The organism is Croceitalea marina, assembly GCF_042684265.1.
Classification (GTDB): domain Bacteria; phylum Bacteroidota; class Bacteroidia; order Flavobacteriales; family Flavobacteriaceae; genus Croceitalea; species Croceitalea marina.
Genome location: NZ_JBHULB010000013.1, coordinates 69,741 through 93,672, shown reverse-complemented (window position 1 = coordinate 93,672; position 23,932 = coordinate 69,741). Strand labels below are relative to the sequence as shown.

17 protein-coding genes are annotated in these 23,932 nt (G+C 38.5%); 9 read left to right on the top strand and 8 right to left on the bottom strand.

Going from position 1 to position 23,932, the window contains the following annotated elements:
* Positions 1–150: 150 nt before the first annotated feature.
* From ACFSQJ_RS10625 to ACFSQJ_RS10590, 8 genes are all read right to left on the bottom strand, one after another.
* Positions 151–1,200 carry a helix-turn-helix domain-containing protein gene (locus tag ACFSQJ_RS10625; RefSeq protein ID WP_377766924.1) on the bottom strand — a complete coding sequence of 350 codons (1,050 nt, stop codon included), beginning with the start codon at positions 1,198–1,200 and terminating at the stop codon, positions 151–153.
* 35 nt (positions 1,201–1,235) lie between these two features.
* On the bottom strand, positions 1,236–1,868 hold the full coding sequence (locus ACFSQJ_RS10620) for a hypothetical protein (RefSeq protein WP_377766923.1): 633 nt from the start codon (positions 1,866–1,868) through the stop codon (positions 1,236–1,238).
* Positions 1,869–1,952: 84 nt separating this feature from the next.
* Positions 1,953–2,936, bottom strand: a complete 984-nt coding sequence (locus ACFSQJ_RS10615; protein ID WP_377766922.1) for a nucleotidyl transferase AbiEii/AbiGii toxin family protein — start codon at positions 2,934–2,936, stop codon at positions 1,953–1,955.
* Complete coding sequence (locus ACFSQJ_RS10610; RefSeq protein ID WP_377766921.1) at positions 2,933–3,664, bottom strand: DUF6088 family protein; 732 nt, start codon at positions 3,662–3,664, stop codon at positions 2,933–2,935. Before ACFSQJ_RS10610 ends, ACFSQJ_RS10615 begins: the two co-directional genes overlap by 4 nt.
* A gap of 421 nt (positions 3,665–4,085) precedes the next feature.
* On the bottom strand, positions 4,086–5,147 hold the full coding sequence (locus ACFSQJ_RS10605; RefSeq protein WP_377766920.1) for a tyrosine-type recombinase/integrase: 1,062 nt from the start codon (positions 5,145–5,147) through the stop codon (positions 4,086–4,088).
* A 528-nt stretch (positions 5,148–5,675) separates the two neighbouring features.
* A complete protein-coding gene (locus ACFSQJ_RS10600; RefSeq protein WP_377766919.1) occupies positions 5,676–6,410 on the bottom strand; it encodes an HlyD family efflux transporter periplasmic adaptor subunit in 735 nt (244 codons plus the stop codon).
* A 19-nt stretch (positions 6,411–6,429) separates the two neighbouring features.
* Positions 6,430–8,622 (bottom strand): peptidase domain-containing ABC transporter, encoded by a 2,193-nt coding sequence (locus ACFSQJ_RS10595; RefSeq protein ID WP_377766918.1) that lies wholly within the window; start codon positions 8,620–8,622, stop codon positions 6,430–6,432.
* Between the two features lie 285 nt (positions 8,623–8,907).
* A complete protein-coding gene (locus tag ACFSQJ_RS10590) occupies positions 8,908–10,494 on the bottom strand; it encodes a vitamin K epoxide reductase family protein (protein ID WP_377766917.1) in 1,587 nt (528 codons plus the stop codon).
* A gap of 467 nt (positions 10,495–10,961) precedes the next feature.
* Here ACFSQJ_RS10590 and ACFSQJ_RS10585 point away from each other — a divergent pair, with 467 nt between their 5' ends.
* From ACFSQJ_RS10585 to ACFSQJ_RS10545, 9 genes are all read left to right on the top strand, one after another.
* Positions 10,962–11,246: a hypothetical protein gene (locus ACFSQJ_RS10585; RefSeq protein WP_377766916.1), complete on the top strand. Its 285-nt coding sequence runs from the start codon at positions 10,962–10,964 to the stop codon at positions 11,244–11,246.
* Between the two features lie 321 nt (positions 11,247–11,567).
* Positions 11,568–12,782 (top strand): DNA polymerase Y family protein, encoded by a 1,215-nt coding sequence (locus tag ACFSQJ_RS10580; protein WP_377766915.1) that lies wholly within the window; start codon positions 11,568–11,570, stop codon positions 12,780–12,782.
* A 17-nt stretch (positions 12,783–12,799) separates the two neighbouring features.
* Positions 12,800–15,823 (top strand): DNA polymerase III subunit alpha, encoded by a 3,024-nt coding sequence (locus ACFSQJ_RS10575; RefSeq protein WP_377766949.1) that lies wholly within the window; start codon positions 12,800–12,802, stop codon positions 15,821–15,823.
* A gap of 191 nt (positions 15,824–16,014) precedes the next feature.
* On the top strand, positions 16,015–17,604 hold the full coding sequence (locus ACFSQJ_RS10570) for a sulfatase family protein (protein ID WP_377766914.1): 1,590 nt from the start codon (positions 16,015–16,017) through the stop codon (positions 17,602–17,604).
* 199 nt (positions 17,605–17,803) lie between these two features.
* A complete protein-coding gene (locus tag ACFSQJ_RS10565; RefSeq protein WP_377766913.1) occupies positions 17,804–19,357 on the top strand; it encodes an alpha-L-fucosidase in 1,554 nt (517 codons plus the stop codon).
* Positions 19,358–19,512: 155 nt separating this feature from the next.
* The gene (locus ACFSQJ_RS10560; protein WP_377766912.1) at positions 19,513–20,520 is read left to right on the top strand and encodes a zinc-binding alcohol dehydrogenase family protein; all 1,008 of its coding nucleotides are present in this window, start codon (positions 19,513–19,515) and stop codon (positions 20,518–20,520) included.
* 12 nt (positions 20,521–20,532) lie between these two features.
* The gene (locus ACFSQJ_RS10555; RefSeq protein ID WP_377766911.1) at positions 20,533–21,573 is read left to right on the top strand and encodes a PfkB family carbohydrate kinase; all 1,041 of its coding nucleotides are present in this window, start codon (positions 20,533–20,535) and stop codon (positions 21,571–21,573) included.
* Between the two features lie 17 nt (positions 21,574–21,590).
* On the top strand, positions 21,591–22,259 hold the full coding sequence (locus ACFSQJ_RS10550) for a bifunctional 4-hydroxy-2-oxoglutarate aldolase/2-dehydro-3-deoxy-phosphogluconate aldolase (protein ID WP_377766910.1): 669 nt from the start codon (positions 21,591–21,593) through the stop codon (positions 22,257–22,259).
* Between the two features lie 11 nt (positions 22,260–22,270).
* Positions 22,271–23,920, top strand: coding sequence for a UxaA family hydrolase (locus ACFSQJ_RS10545; RefSeq protein ID WP_377766909.1), 1,650 nt, complete (start codon positions 22,271–22,273; stop codon positions 23,918–23,920).
* Positions 23,921–23,932: the final 12 nt, after the last annotated feature.

Here is a 23,932-nt window from a genome sequence, read left to right as displayed (position 1 = left end):
GTGCGCCCTATCCGGTTTTTGCTTTACGCTAATCTGCTGGAATCACTACAAAAACCGGACAGGATCCATGCGCAAAGTTTTGAGGTAAGATTTGGGGGTCAAAATTCCGTTGCCCTACCAAATAACTTAATAAATTAAAGCGGAGTCTATTTATTTTATTATTCTAAAAGTATTCGGTTCTAGAAATTTTTCGACAATATCGACTGGCAAATTAAAAGCAGTTGCTAATTCTTCCTTAGAGTAACCCAAAGATTTTTTATGAATATTATATGCTTCTGCAAACAAGTTTGGCTCATCTATAAACACACTTAACTTATCATCACTTCTACCTCCTCGACTTAGTTCTATATTAAAATAAACATATCGGTCATTATTGATAAAGCCCAATTCTTTTGCACTTCTAACAATTGATGACATTGAAGTAAGCCAATATCTTTTTAGTTCTGCTAAATCACCAATACGCAAATTTCTTATCATAGGACCAATATGTTTTTCAGGCATAAGAAATTCAGAGGTAAATTCTTCAACCTCTTGTTCTCTTACCTTTTCAGTTCTATGTGAAGGTATTGCGAAATAGCAATGCATTAATATATGCCCATATTCATGAGCCAGCGTCCTACGTTTTCGGTCATTACTAAAACCTTTGTTGATTATTATAACAGGAGTTCCCCCGTCCGTTATAAACGAAACACCATCAAATTTAACATGGGCGTTTATTTCGACCACCACAATACCTTTCGATTCTAATAAAGAAAAGATATTTGTCACGGGAACACCATTATTAAGACCTAGCATTTTTCTAGCGTGTTGAGCAATGCTTTTAGGAGTATGACCTTCTTGAATATCCAAAGGGACGTGCTTAAATTCGGGCCACTCCAAAGAGTCTGACATTTGATCTATCAAATGACCTATCAAACGATTTCCAAGTTCAATAGACGTTTTGTCCCGCTTGGTTAAAGTTGCTCGTTTTCTGTAATGCGTGTTTTCTGAAAAATTAGAAATATTCTTAAATAACCAATCTTTAGGAAAGCCTAGATAATCTATTACCTTGATGACCATATCTTCCGACAAGACATCAAAGCCTTTCTCGTGTTTTGATAAGTTAGGCTGCGAAAGCCCAGATATTTTAGAAGCTAGGTCGGATTGAGAATAACCTCTGTACTCTCGAGCAAAGGTTATTTGTTTGTGATTAAAGCGCATCTATAATTAAATTGTCATATAGTTGGGAATATGTTTTAAGAGGTTTTTTTGTCTTTCTTTAAACCATCTTTTAGTACCGGAACAGCTTTTTCTACTTTTGGAGTAATAAGACTAGGTGTAACAGTAACTTCTTCATTTACATTGGTAAGTGTCCACTGAATCTTGTTCTCATCAATGTATACCAATTTTGGGTCAAATATACGACCTGTTTTATCTTTTCTATATCCAAAAAACAAAATTGGGTCTACGGAAATACTTTCGTTGTCAAATAGCGATGTTTGCATTTGGTTTGAAATTGCCAACGTGTGCGAAGTCTTAATATTCATCGGCATATTTTTATTATTCAGTTTTTTGAATAGAACGGTATATCCTTCTAGGTTCAAAAGGAATCTTTTATATTTCCCAAACTTCCAATTTTTAGGAAAATGCTCTTGAATAGATTGAATCATTTTGGAATTAAGTAACGAAGCTTCAAAAGCTCTAGCCCTAGATTGTGGGGGCGTTTTAACTATTTCCTCTTCAAACATTCTAACTGCTCCTGAAAATGCCTTGAATAGCTTGGACAAATACTCTGAAAGGTCGTATTCAACACCTTCTTTAGTTGCTAGCTTTCTTTTTACATGGGGTCTTTTTGGATTGTGGGTCATATTCAAAATATTTGCTTTCATAAAGCAAATATATAATAATTAATTTTTATTGTATATAATTTTTAATATAAATTGTATTTTTTGTGATTAGAATTATCCCTACTATTACTCAGATGGTACTATCGTCCAAGTTATACTAGCCAATTGAGTGGATATTTTTAGAATAGTATTTAATACACTTTCTTCATCGGGCAACTCCCCAAAAACCAAAAACTTAAATTCATTCTGATAGGTGTCTTTAAGTTGATTCCACGTTTCTTCAGGTTCTTTGAAAATCAATGCTTCTTTTGGGTGGTACTTTAACCAGTCGTTGTTGTTCTTAAAACTTTGTACATCGTCATGGGCTACCTTTAGGAGCATCGTATCAAAAGCATCCGAATTGAAAAACTGTTGAACAGTTTTGTCTTTCAATAGTTGATGAATATCATACACATGCCTGATTTTATTATTCAGGTCATTTATTGGAGTTTCGGTATATGAAAAGCGAACCAAACTCATTATTTTTTCACAGAGTGTTCTTCGCGAATCCAGTACAAGTGCTTCAAAGGGTAATAGATTATATTCTTCCGCCAGTGTGGTTTGATCGGTGGCATTGATCATATCATAGATATAGGTATTCAGAGTTCTTTTAGTGTACGGTTCAAAATAGCCTAGCCATGTTGCTTCTATGATAATGGCATCCCGTACCTGTCCGTAATTTCCTTTGAAAATTTTGGGATAGTTATAGGCTATCTTTCGAATCATTCCCAATTTGTTGGTAATCCCTTCCATTTCTACCTCTACGAATGGCGCAGTTATTTCCTGAGTAATTTTTTTAAGCTTCGTCTTTAGTTGGTTCCCTGTCTCTTCTTCCCTGCGCAATACGACCAAGTCAATATCCTCGGAAAAACGTTCGATAAATGTATAACACTTGGATAAGGCTGTACCTCCCTTAAATATGACTTCATCTTTGTTGGCACTATCATAAATGAGTTTTAGTGCATAGCATACCCAATAGTCCTTTTCGATATAGATATCTAAAATTCCCATACGCTGTGCGGTTGCTTGTACCGCTTGCCTGAAAAGTGGTTCGTTCTCGTGCAGCTTCATTTGATATTCCAGTATTTCGCATTTGACAACACCTTTTCAGAAATATTGAGATTATAAACCGTTATCGGGTTTAAACTATCTTGAAGGTCTCTTAGTCCATTCTCTGCCTTGCAACTGATCTCGCTTAACAATGCACCTAACAAAGCTCTGGTTGCAGGAGAATACTTAAAAGCTAATTTTACAAGTTTAATCTGTTCGCTAGTTTTCAATTCGCGCAACAATGCCATTAATCGAGTACAGCTTTTTTCAGCGGTGGTATCGGGTATTTTCTTAATGTAACGTATGGCATCCAACAATCGCAATAGCGGAATGTTTTCTTTATTGATCGTATTCTTTTGTTTGATGAACGAAATCCTAAAACGACCTCTTTTAAACGAAGGCCGTATCTCCCGTTTGCCTATCTGTATCGTGCTACTCACTTGTGTAGTAAGCCCCAGAGAATTATAAACGCTATACCCTGTAATATAACCGACAAGTTTTCCATTTTCCTCCAACAAGTCTTTTACAATTTGGTATTGGTCTGGTAATAAAGTACCGAATACCGTTTCTTGCGGTTTGAAATATTTACCTTTGGATAGTTTGTTTATCTTACCGGAAGCAGCCATTCTATTTAAATGCTTAATAATGGCTTCCCTTCTAGTCACCTCGTTCATAAAATCCATATAGGTAAACACATATCCTTTGGATAATTTATTAATCTTATCTTCAATGTATTCAGAGGTTTTCATTGGAAACTATTTACACAAAGGTATTTAAAATGTCCAGTTTATTTATTAAAAAACTGGACATATTTTAATAAGTGCTGATAACTTTTGTTGTGTTGTTTCATTAGTCCCTGTAACTTGCGAGTGTCTTTACCACTCGCAAGTTACAGGGACTATAGCATTAAATGATTATTTTAATCGTAAAGTGTCCCATCAATACCTTCTTCCAAAAAATCTAAAAGGCCAACAAGTCAAGTTTTTTGCGCAAAAAACTTGACATAATACTACTGAAATAAAAAAGAGCTTTTATCCCATATAAGTCCATGTTCCTGCGGAAGTTAAAAAACCTACGGTTTTCCAACATCCTCGGCACCGCGCATAACCGCATGGAGCGCGAAAAAACGCTCCATGCCCTTATTTTCCCACGCTCAATAGGGGCTATTAATTAAGCAATCTTTAAAGTTGGAAGGTTGTCAATGGCCTCGTCTTGCAGCTTGTTGATGAAGTTTAAATATTTTAACGTGCTTTTGGTAGAGCTGTGGCCCATTGCGTCGGCCACCGTTTTTAGGTTTGAACCATTCATAAGCAACAAACAGGCAAATGTATGTCTGGCACAGTAGAAAGTAATATGTTTATTGATTTCCGCCCGCTGAACCCAATAACCGATTGTTTTGTTGAGACCGTTAACACTAAGGTCTTGAACGTTAAAAACAAAATCGTCCTTTTTTTTAGGTGTACCCAGTATAGCAAGAGCGGTCGGGTTCAATCGATTATTAATCAATTCGCCTGTCTTTTTTCTATGTGTAATCAAACGACTTTTATTGATGTTGCCCCATGTTAATTCCCTGATTTCGGCAAAACCTAACGAAGTATAGCAGGCGAACAAGAAGGCTTTCTTCACTTCTGAATTGCCACAACGTGTATTGGCCAGTTTCTGTAATTCTTCTCCATCAAGCACCTGTTTCCTTAATGTATCATCCTTATTGGGGTTCGAAAACCGAATATCCTCCGTAGGCATGGTTTTTAAATACCCTTGAATTTTGGCCGACCTTAGAACTTTCTTGAACCTTGTAAAGTAGTTGTGAGCCGTTTCTCCTGCAAGTCCTGCGTCATGTATTAAATAGTCCTTATAAACTTCCATTAGGGAAGGGGTAACTTGAGAAATTTTTAACCTTGGGTTATCTATTGCCAGTTTAAATTTTTCAACTGCACTAGCAACGATTCGAACGTCTTTAAACTTGTACGTCTTAATGAAGTGTTCCGCAAATAAATAGAAGTTCTGATTTTTTAAATGCTGTGGTACATGACCTGTTTCATCAGAAAGTATTTCCAATTCTCGATTTGCCCTTATTTTATCCGCTAACCTTTTCTTTTCAATTCGGTCAGCATCTTTTGGCGACAATCTAATTTTGAGAAATTCCCGCCATCGCTCTCCATTGTGATGTATATCCAAATACAAACTTTTTACTCCTGATTTTAGCTTCCTACTTCTTAATTGTACAGACATAAAAGTGACGGTTTAGTGACGGTTTTCATCTAAAAATAGGAAATAAAGGGAAAGCAAACCAAATTTTTAACATTTTAAATAACTGATTTACAGTCATTTGTATTCATATGGTTTCATTTGGTATGAAACGGATATTCCCACCTCGAGTACTTAAAAAGAAAGCTGAGATTTGATGTCTCGGCTTTTTATTTTGGTACAATATAGGTACAACAATCACTAGGTTTTAACAATACTATTAAATGGGTGCATTTAAGAGTATTTATTGATAAAACAATGCTCTATGATGGACGGGACTCGAACTTTTTTTCAAAGCGTGCTATATCAAAGGCCTGTCAAAGAGATCTTTTTTAGACTCACCTTTTAGCATAAATTTAACATATAGAATAACCCAAGGAACTCTGCTGAAACCAATTACTACGAAATCTATCGATTGAACTGTTCGATTAAAAATCGGTCGGTTTTTCTTCTTGGTGATTGTCAAAAAAGGTAGACTAAAAAGTAAAAGTCTAAATATAACCCAAATGAACATCAATCATTAAATATGTCTTTCAATCGATAGAAAAAGCGCTCGATCAGCCTTAAGTCTTCGGTAATTATATCCGCTGTACCAGACATACCAAGCTGATAGTCAATTTTTTTACCGCTCTCAGAAACCAATGCGTCACCTATTGCAATTTCAACTTGAAAAGCACCTTTTTCGTTTGCTATCGCTGTGATATTTTGAACCACCCCTTCTAGCATTTCAAATTCCATCAATTGATCTTTAGCAATGCGGATCCGCACTTGATCCCCTTCGTCAATCTTCATTTTTAAATGATGGGGAAGCTCCAACCGCCCTATGTAGGCACCATAATCCGTTGGGACGATCCTGAATAGTAGCTCCCCTTTTTTAACAGGCATCCCGGTTTTCCAAAAATCAACAAAATGTACTTGACCGGTATTGGACGCCCTAATGGATTTATCGGTTTCGTTATTGCTAAATGTTGTTAATAGCGCATTCTCTTCTACCATTTGGCCATCTTTTACATTCACCTCAGCTAAATTTCCCGTTATTGGGGCATACATATTTTGAGTGGGATTAGTGGTTGTTACCAGAACCTTGGCCGTAATGGAATTTGGATATTTTATAACGTACGAAATCACAAGCACCCCCACTATCAGGATTAAAATCAATGAATTTCCCCAACGAACCATCCAGTGGGGAACACGGCCCATTAATTCTTGTATCGCCTCACTGCGGAGTCGAATTTCACGCTTATCCATATGTTGATTTCCAGGCATATTAATTTCCTAATTCCAACTGGTTTTTTACAAGATTATAATAGTTGCCTTTAAGGGCCGTAAGCTCCTTGTGGCTACCAATCTCAATGATTTTTCCTTGATCAAGTACTACAATTTGATGGGCATTCTTTACTGTACTCAATCGGTGGGCTATAACCACCACGGTTTTGTTTGTAAAAAAAGTCTCCAAGTTTTGCATGATGACCCGTTCATTATTGGCATCAAGGGCCGAAGTTGCCTCGTCAAAAAACAGGCATATGGGATTTTTATAAACCGCCCTTGCAATCAACAACCGCTGTTTTTGACCTGTACTAAGCCCTGTTCCTTCCAAACCAATTTTAGTATTGACCCCAAGAGGTAGGTTATTCACATAATCTCCTATATGGGCCACGGCAATGGCATGTCTTAATTTTTCTTCATCGATCAGGTCGATTCCAACCGCAATGTTCCGGGCAATGGTATCATTAAAAATATAGCCTTCCTGCATGACTACCCCACAATGCTCACGCCATGTATGCTGTGAAATGTCCGTAATGTTCAATTCCCCAATCTTTATTTTGCCCTGTTCCAGCTCGTAAAAACGCAATAACAACTTCATCAGGGTCGTTTTTCCACTTCCACTAACACCTACAATGGCCGTTACCTTGTTGGCAGGAATTATCAGATTGAGGTTCTTTATGACAAGATCCAATCCGCCAACATACCTAAAAGAAACGTTGGTCAACTCAAAATCGGCACTTTCCGGCAAACGAGTAATTTTATGATCGGAGACCTTCTCTTCGACCTCCAAATTGTGGATTTCACCCAAGCGATCTATGGAAATCTTGGCATCTTGTGCATCCTTGAAAAAATTGATCATTTGTGCAATGGGCGCATTCAATTGCCCTACGATATACGATATGGCCACCATCATCCCCAAAGTAATCTCCCCATCTATGACCAGTTTGGCGGACAAAACGGTAATCAAGATGTTTTTTAATTCATTAATAAACGAAGAACCCACACTTTGCGACTGTTCCAATGCTAGGCTTTTCATTTCTACCTTAAAAAGACGCGCCTGAACGTACTCCCAATTCCATCGCATGCGGCGCTCGGCATTGTGTAGTTTTATCTCTTGCATACCACTGATCAATTCAATTACCTTGCTCTGCTCTTCGCTCACCTCGGAAAAAAGTTTGTAGTCAAGCTCCCTTCTTCTTCTTAGGAAATAGATGATCCAAACAAAATATAGGATGCTCCCCAAAAGAAAGACGCCAAAAATCTGTAGGTTGTAGTAAGCGAGCACGAATCCGAAAATGATAAAGTTCACCATTGAAAACAGTACGCTTAAGGAAGAGGTTGTCAATATTTTTTCGATACGCTTATGATCGTTAATGCGTTGCAGAAGATCCCCGGTTACTTTCGCATCAAAAAAGGACATGGGTAGGTTCATCAATTTGATAAAAAAATCGGAAATCAAAGAAACATTGATACGCGTACTCAGGTGCAAAAGGATCCAACCCCGTATGACATCGAGTGCCGTTCGGCCAGCAAAGAGAAACAACTGCGCCGCCAAGATTAGCAGTATGAAATTAAGGTCTTGATTTTGGATACCAACATCAACAATGCTCTGTGTAAGGAAAGGGACGATCAACTGTAGCAAACTACCCGCCACCAAGCCAATGACCAGCTGGAGAATGAATTGCTTGTATTTCAAAAGGTATTTGGAGATGAACCGAAAATCAAATTTTTCTTCATGCTCAACTTCTTCCGTATGCGCATAAAATCTCGGGGTCGGTTGCACCAATAGGGCAATGCCTTCTTTTGTTGTAGTATTTGAATTATTTCCAATCCATAACTTCAGGAATTCCGGCAAGGTATATTTTAGCAATCCGTGCCCAGGGTCCGAAATGAATATATTGTCGTTTTTAATCTTGTAGAGGACCACAAAATGTTCTTTGTTCCAATGAAGAATGCAAGGTAAGGGTGCCTCCAACAGTTTCTCAAAATCCAATTGAATGCCAAGGGTATGAAAGCCCAATTTCTCAGCTGCTTCGCTTAAACCCAAAAGGTCGCTGCCCGCTCTGGTGGTTTCAGCCAATTTCCTTAAATATTGGATTGGGGTTTTTTTGCCAAAATACTTCGCTATAATTTTTAGGCATGTAGGACCGCAGTCCTTTAGATTTGCCTGTTTGTAGAACGGAAATTTTGACATGGCTGATAAAAAAGGACCACCCCAAAATTTGGGATGATCCGTTCCTGTTCAATATTGAATTAACAGGGCATGCAACCTTGAGATGTAGGAATGCCAGGACAGTGCGGCTTAACAATCCAACATCCACAAAATGCTTGACTAGCACCGTTAACAGCTTTAAGCTGCCCTTTGTCCAAGACAACTACGCCTTCTAAATCCATTAAATTTTTCATAATAGTATAATTTAAATTTATTATTCCCTGAACATTTTAAGACACTCAGGGTTTGTGTCCTGCTTTACTAAATTCAACTTTCGTATTTGGCAGCAGGTTTGTTTATTTTTAATGGTTGTTTCCTGTTTTCTTTTTCGATCATCTCCGATAAATCGTCGATAAAAAAGGTGAGATCGGTCCTATCGTATTCTTTTGGAAATAGATATCCGTTTATAAATACAGATGGCGTAAAATGAACGGCATTTTCTTGGCACCAGCGATCTTCCATTTCAAGGATGCCGTCATAAATAGAGCTGTGTACCCCGCCCCATTTATCGATCCAGGCATCAAAATCAGCATCATCATCAAAGGCTTCGTGCATAGCGGTTGCTAAGCGATCTTCCGATTCCGTATGGTATAGCTCCAATAACCTACTGGTTACCTTATATACTACACTGTCTTTATGTTCTGCACCCCCATTAAACCGTAGGGTAAGCTTAATATCCTTGGCCTTATTTTTTAAGACCGTCTCAAAATCTGCATGGGCGGCCCTACAGTAAAAACATAATGGGTTGGTAACCAAAACAATTTCCAGCTTTGCTTTTTTATTTCCCAGCACTATTTCATGCCCGTTGATTTCAAGTATCGAAGTTTGCAATCGATCTGCTTTCTGAAGGGCGGATTGAAACAATTCAAAATTTCTCTTGAATTTATAGTGGGTCATGGTAAGTTCTTTTAGGCTTTTTTGTGCTTCAAGCAGCGGCCTTAAAAGCATCCATATGGCTGCCGATGTTACAAAGCTGGCTACTAAAATTGCTATATTGGAAATGCTGAATCCAACTTCAGAGAACAATGAACTTTCTAAAAGCAGGCTAGCACTTTGGAACCAGAGGGTGGTTACTATGGCCAAACAAAGTGGACACCATTTTTTAACTACGGCATACTGATAGTAGATGGAATAAAAGGTAAAGGGCAATGCTACCACACTAAGCACTTCGATAACTGCGGTATCAAATCCGAAAGCCAAATTGGTGATCCAAGTTAGTGCCAAGCCCAGAAAGTAAACCACAGCAATATCACTTAGCTTAAACAGATTAAGAATGGTGGCGCCTTTCGAATCCAAAACATCATCACAACTTGTAGATTTTTTGCCATCACAAAGTTGATCAATAACGGGGGAAGCATAACCTAATTCATGTTTGATAATAAGGATGCTAATGGCCAGACCAATTATAGAAAGTGCGAAATGTGCGGACTGAAACCCATTGGGCTTTAACATAAAAAATACACCCAATAGCAAAACAACAATTACTGCTTGGGCTAGGGTTCGCTTTAAGGGTTGGGCGCTATTATCAGAATAGCCTTCTTCCGCAGCTTTCTCGATACTGACAACATATCCACTCCAAACCTCCAAAAACTCCTGTATGCTCAAACTTTTTGTACCCCCTTCTTCAAAAAACAAGCTTATGCCATTGTCTTTTTTTGAAACGATGACGTATTCATTCCCAGGTGAAACCGTACTGAGAAAGAAGGTGGGTAGTAGCCCTATGGTTTCCTTATTTTTTGGAACTACCAGGGCAACATTGTCAATATTAAAATGATCAAAAACGCTAGTAATCGAATGTAAACTTGGAAATGAGGGGTGACTCAACAACTGAAACTCCAATTCCTCAAAATTCATTTTGTAGTTTTCTTTTTGAAGAAATTTTTTTAGCAAAAAAAAGAGTGCGTTGGGCATAATGAACAATTAGCTATCTAGTAGGTTAGTGTACAACCGAAATACTGACACTGTTTTAACATAACATAGTATTACATTACTTCTAAAGTATTGTTTTTTTAGCTTAATTCCTACATATATAACTTTTAATTTACAAATTAAGTAAGAAAAATTATATAGTTTAAGTATATTCCAATGAAAGAATGGATTGAGTAAGTTACTTCGTTAAGACCGTTTTCGATGTCCAAATAGATGCTGAGCAAGAAATCGAATTTACCTTAAAGAAAACTAAGTTCTTTAATCAACGTAAGGATTCATTGAAACACCTCCAGCTAAAGCTATTGGTACATTGTCGGCCAATGGAGAACCCTGTTCCGATTACGAGGAGGTAGTTAGCGATGATTCTAAAGTATCGATCTTGTTTACTTGGAATGCCACCCAGTTTGCCGATAGTTATTTGTTGGCCGTTTTTAGAGGGTAACAATCAGGTTTTCAATAATTCGTTTAACAGCTTAAGCGCTAATGTAGAATTGGATCGCGGTAAGACTTACTCTTGGTCAGTGACATCCGTAAATGAAGATGGCCAGACCGCAGGAGATAGCTACTCTTTTACCACTCCAGGTACCCCGATAGGAAATTTTGCTCCTTACACTGCTGAGATTATGGTTGTGTTTGATGAGGCCACATCAGAGATAATCGTTTCCTGGGGGGGGTAGTGACGAGGACGGTGACCCTTTGACCTATGATATTAAAATCCTTGAAGAAAATGAATTGATTTTTGAATCTGTCGATTTGACTACGTCCGAAATCGCCCCTATCTCTTTTACGTTAAATACTGATTATGAGATTGAGGTAGTGTCAAAGGATGACTCGGGAAATTTTTCAATCTCGAGACTAGAGGTGTCTTCACCAGACTAGTGCTTAATGCTAAAATCAAAAATTTTTAGATTGGTATTGATGTTTTTTAATCACATATTATTGGAAAAAATCCATAAAATAGGAAATAATCCATAAATTAGCTATCCTTTTTTGAAATAGTGAACAAGACCATTTTACATTTGGATTTGGATACTTTTTTTGTATCCGTGGAACGCAGGCTAAACTCCGAGCTACAGAACGTGCCATTATTGGTAGGTGGTATTACCGACAGAGGTGTCGTAGCTGCCTGTAGTTATGAAACCAGAGGTTATGGTATTCATTCGGGCATGCCCATGAGAATGGCAAGGGAACTATGTCCTGAAGCTAGGGTCATTAAGGGAAATGCAGGTACTTACAGTAGATTTTCTGACGATGTTACCGAGATTATAAAAGAGGCAGTGCCTGTATTTGAAAAATCGAGTATTGATGAATTTTATGCCGACCTCTCTGGAATGGACCGCTTTTTCGGTAGTTATAAATATGCCTCTGAGCTGCGCCAAAAAATTATACAAGAAACCGGGTTGCCCATATCTTTTGGACTTTCGGTAAATAAAGTAGTGTCTAAAGTGGCTACTAATGAGGCCAAACCCAATAATCAGTTAAAGATAGACTTTGGTTATGAGAAACCGTTTTTGGCGCCTCTTTCCGTAAAAAAAATACCCATGGTAGGTGATAAGACTTATCAAACGCTTCGAAATCTTGGTATTCGACAAGTAAAGACCATACAAGAGATGCCGGTGGATATTATGAAAAGAGTCCTTGGAGCTAATGGAGGGATTATTTGGAAAAGAGCAAATGGATTGGATAATACCCCGGTAATTCCGTTTCATGAGCGAAAGTCCATTTCAAATGAGCGTACGTTTGACCGTGATACGATAGATGTAATAAAACTTCGTGGTATTCTATTGGCAATGGCAGAAAATCTGGCTTTTCAATTACGCCGTGGAGAAAAGCTTACGGCATGTATCGCGGTTAAGATCAGGTATTCAGATTTTAACACCTATTCTAAACAAATGCGTATTCCCTATACGAGTGCAGACCATATTCTTATTCCTAAGATTATGGGTTTATTTGATTCGTTGTACAACAAACGTATGTTGGTGCGCTTGGTAGGAATTCGTTTTAGTCATTTGGTGTCGGGCAATTATCAGATCAATCTTTTTGACGACACTGAGGAGGCATTGAACCTGTACAAGGCGATGGATCATGTACGCACCCGTTATGGAGACCGCTCGGTTTTTAGGGCATCGGCTATGGGTGCAAAAACCATTGGCAGAATGCATAACCCTTTTAATGGCCAACCTCCGATAGTTTTGGCGCATAGAAAACAATAAGTAAATCTAAGATTGCTATCTATCTCAATTGCCATACATACTATAGTTTACGATTCGGAACTTTTTCTGAAAAAGACTTACTGCATCTAGCTCAAGAAAATGACGTTAAGCAATTGGTGCTAACCGATATCAACAACACTTCGGCCTGTTTGAATTTTGTTAGAGAAGCTCCTAAGTATAGCGTTAAACCTATTTTAGGTATTGATTTTAGAAATGGAGTTGATCAATGCTTTGTTGGTATTGCTAGAAATAATAAAGGTTACCAAGAATTGAACGAGTTTTTATCATACCATCTCCATCATAAAATTGAGATACCCATACACGCACCTACTTTTAAAAGTATTTTTGTGGTCTATCCTTTTGAGGCGATACTCTTAAGTGACAAAGAGGAGTTTTTAGCGCACGAATTTATCGGGATTTCTACAAAAGATTTAAGACGGCTTCCTTTTTCAAGATTAAAAAGATATACCAATAAGTTAGTGGTACTGCAACGGGTAACTTTTAGAAATAAGCGTGATTTTAATGCCCACAGATTGTTACGGGCCATAGCTAACAACGTTTTACTAAGTAAACTTGATGATAGTGAAGTTGCCAATGAAGATGAAAAAATGCATCCCTTAGAGAATTTGACCAAGGCTTTTTCTGAACATACCTATATCCTTGAAAATACCGAACGCTTACTTAACGAATGCAGTATTGATTTTGATTTTTCTGTCGATCGAGATTCTCAAAATCTAAAGTTTTATAGTAGTAGCAGGGAAGAGGATGAGCGTTTATTGGAAAATCTATGCATGAAGGGTTTGCCCATGCGCTACAAGGGAAAAATATCCCATGTAATTGAAGAAAGGCTTAAAAAAGAACTGGAGCTTATTAAGGCCAAGAACTTTGTATCCTACTTTCTTATCAATTGGGATATTACGGCTGAGGCTCGCAAACAAGGGTTTTACTATGTAGGCCGAGGTAGTGGAGCCAATAGTATTGTGGCCTACCTGCTTTATATTACAGATGTAGATCCTATAGCGCTAGATTTATATTTTGAGCGCTTCATCAATTTATACCGTGCCAATCCCCCAGATTTTGATATTGATTTTTCTTGGCGAGACCGTGAGGCCATGACCCGCTATATTTTTGACCGTTTTGACCATGTTGCCCTTGTCGGCACCTATGTTACGTTCAAGTACAAAGGCGTGGTACGAGAACTGGGCAAGGTTTTCGGGCTGCCTAAAGAAGAGATAGATGCACTAAGTGAAGGCAAAGGTGTCTCTTCGAGTATGGATAGTATGGCCAGACTCGTACTTAAGTATGGAAAGCTGATTGAAGGGATGCCCAATTATGTGAGTGTTCATGCAAGTGGTATTCTTATCAGTGAAAAGCCTTTGCAGCATTTTTCTGCCACTTTTCTGCCCCCAAAGGGTTTCGCTACAGTGCATTTTGATATGGTCATTGCAGAAGATGTGGGCCTATTCAAGTTCGATATTCTCGCACAGCGGGGCTTAGGAAAAATAAAGGATACCGTAGCCATCGTAAAACAGAATCAGCCAGATAAAGCAAATTTTGATATTCACAATGTTTCAGAATTTTATAAAGACCCCGTTATTAATAATTTAATAAAAACGGCACAGTGTATAGGTTGTTTTTATGTGGAATCTCCTGCTATGCGTATGTTACTTAAAAAGTTAGAGGTAGATAATTATCTAGGTTTGGTCGCAGCGAGTTCAATTATACGCCCCGGTGTTGCAAAAAGCGGAATGATGCGAGAATATATTCTGAGACATCGTAATTCTGGTAGGGCAGAAGAAAAGGGGCATCCTGTGATGTTGAGTATTATGCCAGATACCTACGGGGTTATGGTATACCAAGAAGATGTGATTAAGGTAGCCCATTATTTTGCAGGTTTAACGCTTGGTGAAGCCGATGTTCTGCGAAGGGGAATGAGCGGCAAGTTTAGGTCTAGAGAAGAGTTTGAAAAAGTAAAGGCCAAGTTTCGGACCAATTGCCTCCGAAAGGGATATGATGAAAAACTGATCAATGAGATATGGTATCAAGTAGCCAGTTTTGCGGGCTATGCTTTCGCAAAGGGCCATTCGGCATCTTATGCGGTAGAAAGCTATCAGAGCTTATTTCTAAGAGCCTACTTTCCATTGGAATATATGGTTGCAGTACTTAACAATGGTGGCGGATTTTACCGTTCTGAATTTTACGTGCACGATGCCCGTATGATGGGGGCAACGATACACCCGCCTTGCATTAACCAGAGTCAAATTGTTAATGTGATTTATGGAAAGTCTATTTATTTAGGAATGATGTATTTACGTGATCTAGAGCAGCGTGTTATGGAGCGTATCATAAAAGAACGCACAGCGGCAGGAATGTTTCTATCGCTTGAAGATTTTTTGGACCGTGTCATTATTTCGATAGAGCAGTTGAGTATTCTTATTAGAATAGATGCTTTTAGGTTCACTCAAGTCAACAAACACGAATTATTATGGAAAGCTCACTTGCTACTTTCAAAAAACAAACGTTCATCTCACCCTAAACTTTTCACGGCCAAGCATCAAAAGTTTGAAATTCCGAAGTTATATGCTACAAATACAGAAAACGCTTTCGAACAGTGGGAGCTTTTAGGCTTCCCCTTGTGTAGTCCTTTTGAGCTTCTTTTAGAACAACCTAAAAGTGCGAATGGACAGCAAGATCTTCAAAAGTACTTAAATAGGCATATTGATATTTATGGGTATTTGGTTACCGTGAAAAACACAAGCACCCATACAGGAAAACGGATGCATTTTGCTACACTGTTAGATCAGTATGGTGAAGTCTTTGATACCGTGCTTTTTCCACCGGTTGCAGCCAAGTATCATTTCAGGGGCAAGGGAATCTATCGTTTTTACGGTAAAGTAGTCAGTGAATTTGGTTTTTTGAGTATCGAAGTCATTAAAATGCAAAAGCAAGACTATATTCCCGATCCTAGATATGCCGATATGAAAACAGGAAATAAAGAACAATTTGCCAAAAAGCGAATGAATAATGCTATTGGGGATTAGCAGATATCAACGTAATTATTAAAGATGAAAGTGTTGAAAAATACTCTAAAGAACATTTAAATTAGATAATAAAACATTTGAAAGTGATAAATCAAGTTCAAATCAGAATCTTGTGGGTATTGTTTAAAACTGTTACTTAGTTTAAGAAAGATAATTTTTTAGGGTTTATTGTAATCTTGTAAATGGGTACAATGAAGTTTCTTAAAAGAACTATAATCTACCAAATAATGATAAAAGGAAAGTTTTTTTGTAGTATCTGTTCCATATTTTTATTCCTTAATGCTTCTTGTCTTGATGTCGTTGAAGACTCAAAACAGAAGAAAAAAATAGAGCAGGAAAAAAATCCTAACATCATTATATTTTATGTAGATGACCTTGGTTACGGTGACTTAGGTTGCTATGGAGCGCAAAATGTTGAAACACCCAATGTAGATCTATTGGCTAAAGGGGGAATTCGTCATACCGATTCCCATTCCAGTTCCGCTACTTGTACACCTTCTCGATATGCATTGTTGACAGGTGAATATGCATTTCGAAACCAAGCTGCGGTTTTGCCGGGAGATGCCCCATTGATTATAGATACAAATAAAATGACCTTACCAAAAATGCTCCAACACAACGGGTATAGAACCGCGGTTGTTGGAAAATGGCATTTAGGCCTAGGAGATGGTAATTTAGATTGGAATAAAGACATTTCACCTGGCCCGAAAGAGGTTGGCTTTGACTATAGTTTTTTAATACCATCAACAGGTGATAGGGTACCCACTGTATATGTTGAAAACAATTCCATTGTCGGCGCCTCAAAAGAAGATAAACCACTCATCGTAAGCTACGCAAATAAAGTTGGCGATGTACAAACCGGAACAGATAATCCCGAAAGGTTACGACAAGCTGCCGACCCACAACATAGCGGTACGATAATCAATGGAGTTAGTAGAATAGGTTATATGGACGGAGCCGAATCTGCCTGGTGGAAAGATGAAGACTTCCCTGATATTCTTACCCAAAAAGCCATAGATTTCATGAAAACATCAGATGGTGAACCGTTCTTTTTGTTTTTTTCCTTTCATGATATCCACGTTCCAAGAGTTCCGAATAATAGATTTCTTGGCAAGAGTAAAATGGGTCTCAGAGGAGATGCCATTGTACAAATGGACTGGATGACAGGTCAAGTTATGAAAGCGCTCGAGGCGACGGGTAAGTTAGAGAATACCCTTGTTATTTTTACTAGTGATAACGGGCCAGTTTTAAATGATGGATATGAAGACGGAGCTGCAGAAGAATTAGGTTCTCATAAGCCTTCAGGTGGTTATCGCGGTGGAAAATATAGTGTTTATGAAGCTGGTACACGTGTGCCTACAATTACTTATTGGAAGAATAAAATACGGCCCGATACTACTGCGGCACTTTGGAGCCAAGTAGACTTAATAGTTTCTTTGGCAAAAATTACGGATAGTAAACTTCCAATTGAAATAGCAAAAGATGGTTTTGATGTTTCTAATGTTATCATGAATGCTAACGCCAAAGGTCGCGACATACTGGTGGAAGAATCGTATACACTTTCTTTACGTGAAAACTTCATGAAATATATTGCGCCAATGGCTAAATCTAAGCCCCTACCCAATTGGATAGAAGGTAAGGGAATAGATGGTGGCCATATGTACGAACCACAATTGTTTGACTTAAAAAATGACCCTTGGGAAAAGCATAATCTGGCCGAAAAATTTCCAGAAAGGGTCGCTCAAATGCAGAGGGCATTGGATAGTATCAAATTGCTCTAAAGATTTTTTTGAATTATTTTTTATTTCCGAAAATCGCTTATTTCCTTGTATTTATGTTAGTTAAGACCTATTTGATTAAATAAAATTATCTCGAAACCATTTGTGGTAATATTTTAAACAATCAACATTATCCTTCCATTCTAAAAAAAAGAATTTAGCATTGCTAACCAACCTGACGGTCTTATCAGCTAACTGATTAATGAGCAATACTAACTATTTCATTCTTTTCTTGTTTGTGGTTTCACTTACGGGGTCTTCTTGTAAAGATTCGACAACCGAGCGCAAAGAGCTTACCCACGAAGAAGTTTTAATGGAACCCAATTGGGAATCTATAAAAGCAAATTACAAAGACCCTGCTTGGTTTAATGAGCAAAAGTTTGGAATTTTTATCCACTGGGGCGTTTATAGTGTGCCGGCATTTGGTTCAGAATGGTATCCACGACAGATGTATATGGATACGGCAAATTTTTCGGCGCAATTAAAGGTTCTGCACGATGGCCCAACAAAAGAGTATTTGCATCATAAGAAAGAATGGGGTGATCCCAAAGAATTTGGTTACAAAGACTTTGTGCCCATGTTCAAGGCAGAAAAATTTAATCCGGTAGAATGGATTTCTCTGTTTAAAAGTTCTGGTGCTAGGTATGTTATTCCGGTAGCGGATCATCACGATGGTTTTGCCATGTATAAATCGAATACGACCCGTTGGAATGCTGTAGAAATGGGGCCAAAACGTGATGTGCTAAGGGAATTGTTTCAAGAAGGGCGTAAACAAGGGCTTATTATGGGGGCCTCCACACATTTTGCATTCAATTGGTCTTTTTATAATAAAAAAAATCACTTTGATACGGTGGATTCTGAATATGCCGATTTGTATAGCTCTAAGGGAACTGATGTTACCGAGCCAGTTTCTGAAAAATTTAAAAAACGCTGGTGGAACCGCACTACGGATCTAATAGATAACTATCAACCCGATATTTTATGGTTAGATTTTTATGTGGACATACCAGATTTCGAAGCCTACAGACCAAAACTGGCCTCTTATTATTACAACAAGGGCAAAGAATGGGGTAAAGAAGTTGTAATCAACGATAAGAACCTATATCACGAGGCTTTTCCAGAAGGAACGGTGGTGTACGATCTAGAGCGTGGCAAATTGCCCGGAATTCGAAAATTACCTTGGCAGACCGATACTTCTATTGGCAAAAATTCTTGGTGTTATGTGACCAATTGGGAGTCTAAGACCTCCAACTCACTTGTTGATGATCTAGTGGATATTGTAAGTAAAAACGGTAATCTTTTATTAAACGTAGGCCCAAAATCAGATGGAACGATACCAGATGATCAGCGCAATATTCTTATGGAAATAGGAGCTTGGTTAGATATTAATGGAGAAGCGATTTATGAAACTTCACATTGGAAAACATTTGGTGAAGGACCTACCCAAGTTTCAGGGGGGTATATGAGTGAGAATAAAGGAGAAAAGAGTTTTACCCACGCCGATATCCGCTTTACGGAAAAAGATGGAGTGCTTTATGCAATCATGCTTGATTGGCCTGCTGAAGGCGAAGTCAATATAGCTTCTTTGGCAAAAGGCTCAAAGTATTTAAACGATGTTACGGTTAAAGAAGTGAGCTTGTTGGGCAGTAAAAATGAAGTGTCTTTTTCACATACAGAAAAGGGTTTAGTGATCAAAGGATTAGATGATAAAGTAGGAGATTATGCGTACACATTAAAGATTCGATTACAATCATGATAATAAAAAATTTAGGGATTAATAAGAGTTTAAGAGTCTTTCTCGGTAATCTAAGAGAATAGTTTTTGAGTTAGTGAATTTAAGTTTGTTAAACAAGAACGCACCCTTAGGGGTGCGTTTTTAAAGTTTGGTAAAGCGATTTCAAAAAAGAATATATGAAATACATCGTTTGTGAAGAACCTAAAATTTTTAAACTAAAAAGTAAGGAAGCTCCCGTACCAAAAAATGGGGAGGCGCTTATAGAAATAAAGAAAATCGGAATCTGTGGTACAGATTTACATGCTTTTTCGGGTAATCAAGCCTTTTTTACCTATCCAAGAATTTTAGGCCATGAACTTGCAGCTAAAGTTGTTGGTATAGGTGCTAATGAAAAGGGAATTGAAAACGGCGATAAAGTAGTAATCATGCCATATGTGAGCTGCGGAAAGTGTATCGCTTGCCAAAATGGTAAAACCAATTGCTGCAAGAATATTGAGGTGCTCGGTGTACATACCGACGGGGGCATGCAAGAACAGATTGTGGTCAGAACTGATTTATTGATCAAAACCAATGAACTGTCTTATGGTGAAATGGCAATCGTTGAGCCCTTGGCAATAGGAGCTCACGCCATTAGGAGGGCTGCTATTAAGAAAGGTGAATTCGTGGTAGTAGTAGGTTGTGGCCCTATAGGCATCGGAATAATTAAACTGGCCCAAATTGCCGGGGCAAAAGTTGTCGTTTTAGATACAAATAATAAAAGGCTCGACTATGCAAGAAAGGATATAGGAGTAGATTATGCGTTCAACATCATGCATGATCCTCTTGAACGAATAAGTGAGATTACCGGTGGTGATATGGCAACGGCTGTTTTTGATGCTACCGGAAATAAAAATGCCATCGAAAACGGAATTGATTATATGGCCCATGGAGGCCGATATGTTCTTGTTGGTCTTTCGAAAGGTGAGCTTACCTATTCGCATCCAAAAATACATGCCAAAGAATCTACAATTATGTGTAGTCGTAATGCAACCTTAGAAGATTTTGAGCATGTAATATCGGTTCTTTCAGAATTTCCGACAACTTCATTTATTACCCATGAAGTGGCATTTTCTGAGATGATAGACGTGTTCGAAACTTTTACAAAACCAGAGACGGGGGTAATTAAAGCCATGGTTAATCTTTAAAGTAAAACGGATATGAAAAAAGTGATCACTTTCGGCGAGATTATGTTGCGACTGGCTCCAAAAGAATTTCTTCGATTCTCACAGGCAAATGCATTTGAGGTGGTATATGGTGGTGGTGAATCTAATGTTGCCGTTTCTTTGGCAAATTATGGAGTGCCGGTCGATTTTATATCTCGCCTTCCTGATAATGACATCGGTAAATGCGCTATGATGGAACTCAGAAAGCGCGGTGTAGGTACCGAAAAGATAATCTATGGTGGTAATCGTTTGGGTATTTATTTTTTAGAAACCGGAGCGGTTTCAAGGGGTAGTAAGGTTGTTTATGATAGAGCACATTCTGCCATGGCCGAAATTGAAAAGGGAATGGTAGATTGGGATGCTGTTTTTGAGGATGCCGAATGGTTTCATTGGACAGGTATTACGCCTGCCATTTCCCAAGGAGCTGCTGATGCCTGTTTGGAAGCAGTGAAAATCGCAAGCAAAAAAGGAATAACTATCTCAACGGACCTTAATTATCGCGCAAAACTCTGGAAATACGGTGGAGATAGGGAAAAAATAATGACAGAACTCACATCGTATTGTGATATCGTACTTGGTAATGAAGAAGATGCAGAAAAGCATTTCGGAATTAAACCTGAAGGGCTTGATATCACCACTCAAGGTGAGCATGTTAAGGCCGAGGCATTTCTCTCTGTTTGTAAACAGATGATGGAAAAATTTCCAAAGGCAAAAAAAGTAATTACAACATTAAGAGGTTCCATATCAGCTTCTCACAATTCTTGGGCTGGCGTTCTTTATGATGGAAAAACTATGTATAAATCGGCCGAATATCAGATTACGGATATTGTGGATCGTGTTGGAGGGGGTGATTCTTTTATGGGCGGTCTTATTTATGGATTACTGAAATATCCTGATGACGATCAAAATGCTTTAGACTTTGCAGTGGCGGCATCTTGCCTAAAACATACTATAAAAGGAGATGCAAATTTAGTGACCGTAGAAGAGGTTGAAAAACTTGTTGGAGGAGATGCCTCTGGCAGGGTAAGTAGATAAAAGCTTAGTATATAATTATGGCAAAATTTACAAGAATTGAAGTGGCAATGACCATGAAGAAAACAGGCTTGGTGCCCTTATTCTATCATGCTGATATAAACTTGGGTAAAAAAGTCCTCAAAGCTTGTTATGATGGAGGAGCAAGGTTGCTTGAGTTTACGAATCGCGGTGATCGAGCTCATTTGGTTTTTGAAGAACTCATAAAATATGCCGAGTTAGAATTACCTGAAATGATTCTTGGTGTGGGTTCGCTGACCGATGCTGGCACAGCTGCAATTTATATGCAGTTGGGGGCTAATTTCGTGGTCACTCCGGTGTTGCGTGAAGACATTGCCATTGTCTGTAATAGAAAAAAAATTCTTTGGTCTCCAGGTTGCGGAACTTTGACCGAAATAGCAAAGGCAGAAGAGTTGGGCTGTGAAATAGTAAAACTATTTCCAGGAGGCACCTATGGTCCCAATTTTGTAAAAGCCATAAAAGGGCCATGTCCGTGGACAAACGTAATGCCGACAGGGGGTGTTTCGCCCACCGAGGAAAATCTTAGAGCTTGGTTTGAAGCCGGAGTTACCTGTGTCGGAATGGGGTCAAAATTAATCACCAAAGAAATTCTTGTACAGAACGATTTTGCAAAACTCACTAAGAGTGTATCAAATACGCTTTCACTGATATCATCTTTAAAGGAATAAAATAGAACTAAGTGAACCAATACCTTCGGATACATAGTAAAGACAATATTGTTGTGGCATTGCAAGATTTGCCCAAAGGATTGGAAATAAACATAGACGATGACCAATTCAGGCTAGCCGAAAATATCGGTGCCAAGCACAAATTTGCAATGCGAGACATGCATGTTGGCGATACTATTTTTATGTACGGGGTGCTTGTTGGTACGGTAACTGAAAAAATTGTAAGAGGAAGCGCTATTACCATAAAAAATGTAAAACATGCTTCCGCGGCGTTTAGCGGTTCTTCTGGCCAATTTCAATGGCAAAAACCAGCAACTACAAAATTTGAGGGCCGAACTTTTAAAGGGTACCATCGCGCAAATGGAGAGGTAGGTACAGCTAATAATTGGCTTGTAATCCCACTAGTTTTTTGTGAGAATAGAAATGTAGATGTGATAGAAGAAGCCTTGGTCGGTGCTTTGGGTTATAAAACAAAAAAAGATTTCTCGGTAGATACGCATTTATTGGTGAAGAAGTACCAAGAAGGAGCTTCAAAAGAAGAATTGGAAGCGATAGACCTTACAAATTCCTCAAAAGAGTATAGCCAAAATAGGGTTTTTCCCAATGTTGACGGACTTAAGTTTTTACGTCATCAAGGGGGCTGTGGTGGTACTCGAGAAGATGCTGAAATGCTGTGTAAATTGCTTGCAGGTTATATTGTTCATCCAAATACAGCGGGGGCTACGATTTTAAGCCTTGGATGCCAAAATGCACAGATACCTATCCTTAAAAAATACATCGAAGAAAAGAACCCAAATTTTGATAAGCCACTTTACTTTTTAGAGCAACAACAATCAAAAAACGAGAGGGATTTTATTGGTGAAGCAGTCAAAAAGACTTTTATAGGGTTAACAATAGCCAATAAGATAGAACGTAACCCCGCACCATTAAACAAATTGGTATTGGGGCTTGAATGTGGGGCATCCGATGGTTTTTCGGGTATTTCCGCTAATCCTTCATTGGGTCATGCTTCCGATTTATTGGTAGCCTTGGGAGGAACAGCTGTTCTTGCTGAGTTTCCAGAGCTAAACGGTGTGGAACAAGAACTTATAAACCGCTGCGAAAGCCCAAATGATGCTAAAAAATTCGAAACCCTTATGAGAACATATTCTAATGCAGCAATTGCTGTGGGCTCTGGGTTTGAAAACAACCCATCACCAGGGAATATAAAAGATGGCTTGATAACCGATGCCATGAAGTCTGCTGGTGCGGCTAAAAAAGGGGGTACATCTGCCGTGACCGCTGTTTTAGATTATGCTGAAATGGTCACCAAACCGGGCTTGAATTTACTATGTACCCCGGGTAATGATGTTGAAAGTACAACCGGGTTAGCGGGTTCAGGGTGTAATCTCATCGTATTTACAACCGGCTTGGGTACTCCAACAGGTAATCCTTTGGTTCCAGTAGTTAAGTTATCGAGCAATGACAGTCTCTCAAGGTCTATGGAAGATATTATAGATATAAATGCAGGTGGTGTCATAAGAGGGGAGGAAACCATTGAAAGTATGGGAGAAAAAATCATGGAACATCTTATTAAGGTGGCTTCGGGTGAGTTTATGACAAAAGCTGATATAAACGGCCAGAATGATTTTATCCCATGGAAAAGAGGAATTTCTTTATAGGAAGACATAGGA

Coding starts and splice junctions, on each gene's coding strand:
- ACFSQJ_RS10625 (WP_377766924.1), bottom strand. CDS start 1,200: ATGCGCTTTAATCACAAACAAATAACCTTTGCTCGAGAGTACAGAGGT.
- ACFSQJ_RS10620 (WP_377766923.1), bottom strand. CDS start 1,868: ATGAAAGCAAATATTTTGAATATGACCCACAATCCAAAAAGACCCCAT.
- ACFSQJ_RS10615 (WP_377766922.1), bottom strand. CDS start 2,936: ATGAAGCTGCACGAGAACGAACCACTTTTCAGGCAAGCGGTACAAGCA.
- ACFSQJ_RS10610 (WP_377766921.1), bottom strand. CDS start 3,664: ATGAAAACCTCTGAATACATTGAAGATAAGATTAATAAATTATCCAAA.
- ACFSQJ_RS10605 (WP_377766920.1), bottom strand. CDS start 5,147: ATGTCTGTACAATTAAGAAGTAGGAAGCTAAAATCAGGAGTAAAAAGT.
- ACFSQJ_RS10600 (WP_377766919.1), bottom strand. CDS start 6,410: ATGGATAAGCGTGAAATTCGACTCCGCAGTGAGGCGATACAAGAATTA.
- ACFSQJ_RS10595 (WP_377766918.1), bottom strand. CDS start 8,622: ATGTCAAAATTTCCGTTCTACAAACAGGCAAATCTAAAGGACTGCGGT.
- ACFSQJ_RS10590 (WP_377766917.1), bottom strand. CDS start 10,494: ATGAATTTTGAGGAATTGGAGTTTCAGTTGTTGAGTCACCCCTCATTT.
- ACFSQJ_RS10585 (WP_377766916.1), top strand. CDS start 10,962: ATGCCACCCAGTTTGCCGATAGTTATTTGTTGGCCGTTTTTAGAGGGT.
- ACFSQJ_RS10570 (WP_377766914.1), top strand. CDS start 16,015: ATGAAGTTTCTTAAAAGAACTATAATCTACCAAATAATGATAAAAGGA.
- ACFSQJ_RS10565 (WP_377766913.1), top strand. CDS start 17,804: ATGAGCAATACTAACTATTTCATTCTTTTCTTGTTTGTGGTTTCACTT.
- ACFSQJ_RS10560 (WP_377766912.1), top strand. CDS start 19,513: ATGAAATACATCGTTTGTGAAGAACCTAAAATTTTTAAACTAAAAAGT.
- ACFSQJ_RS10555 (WP_377766911.1), top strand. CDS start 20,533: ATGAAAAAAGTGATCACTTTCGGCGAGATTATGTTGCGACTGGCTCCA.
- ACFSQJ_RS10550 (WP_377766910.1), top strand. CDS start 21,591: ATGGCAAAATTTACAAGAATTGAAGTGGCAATGACCATGAAGAAAACA.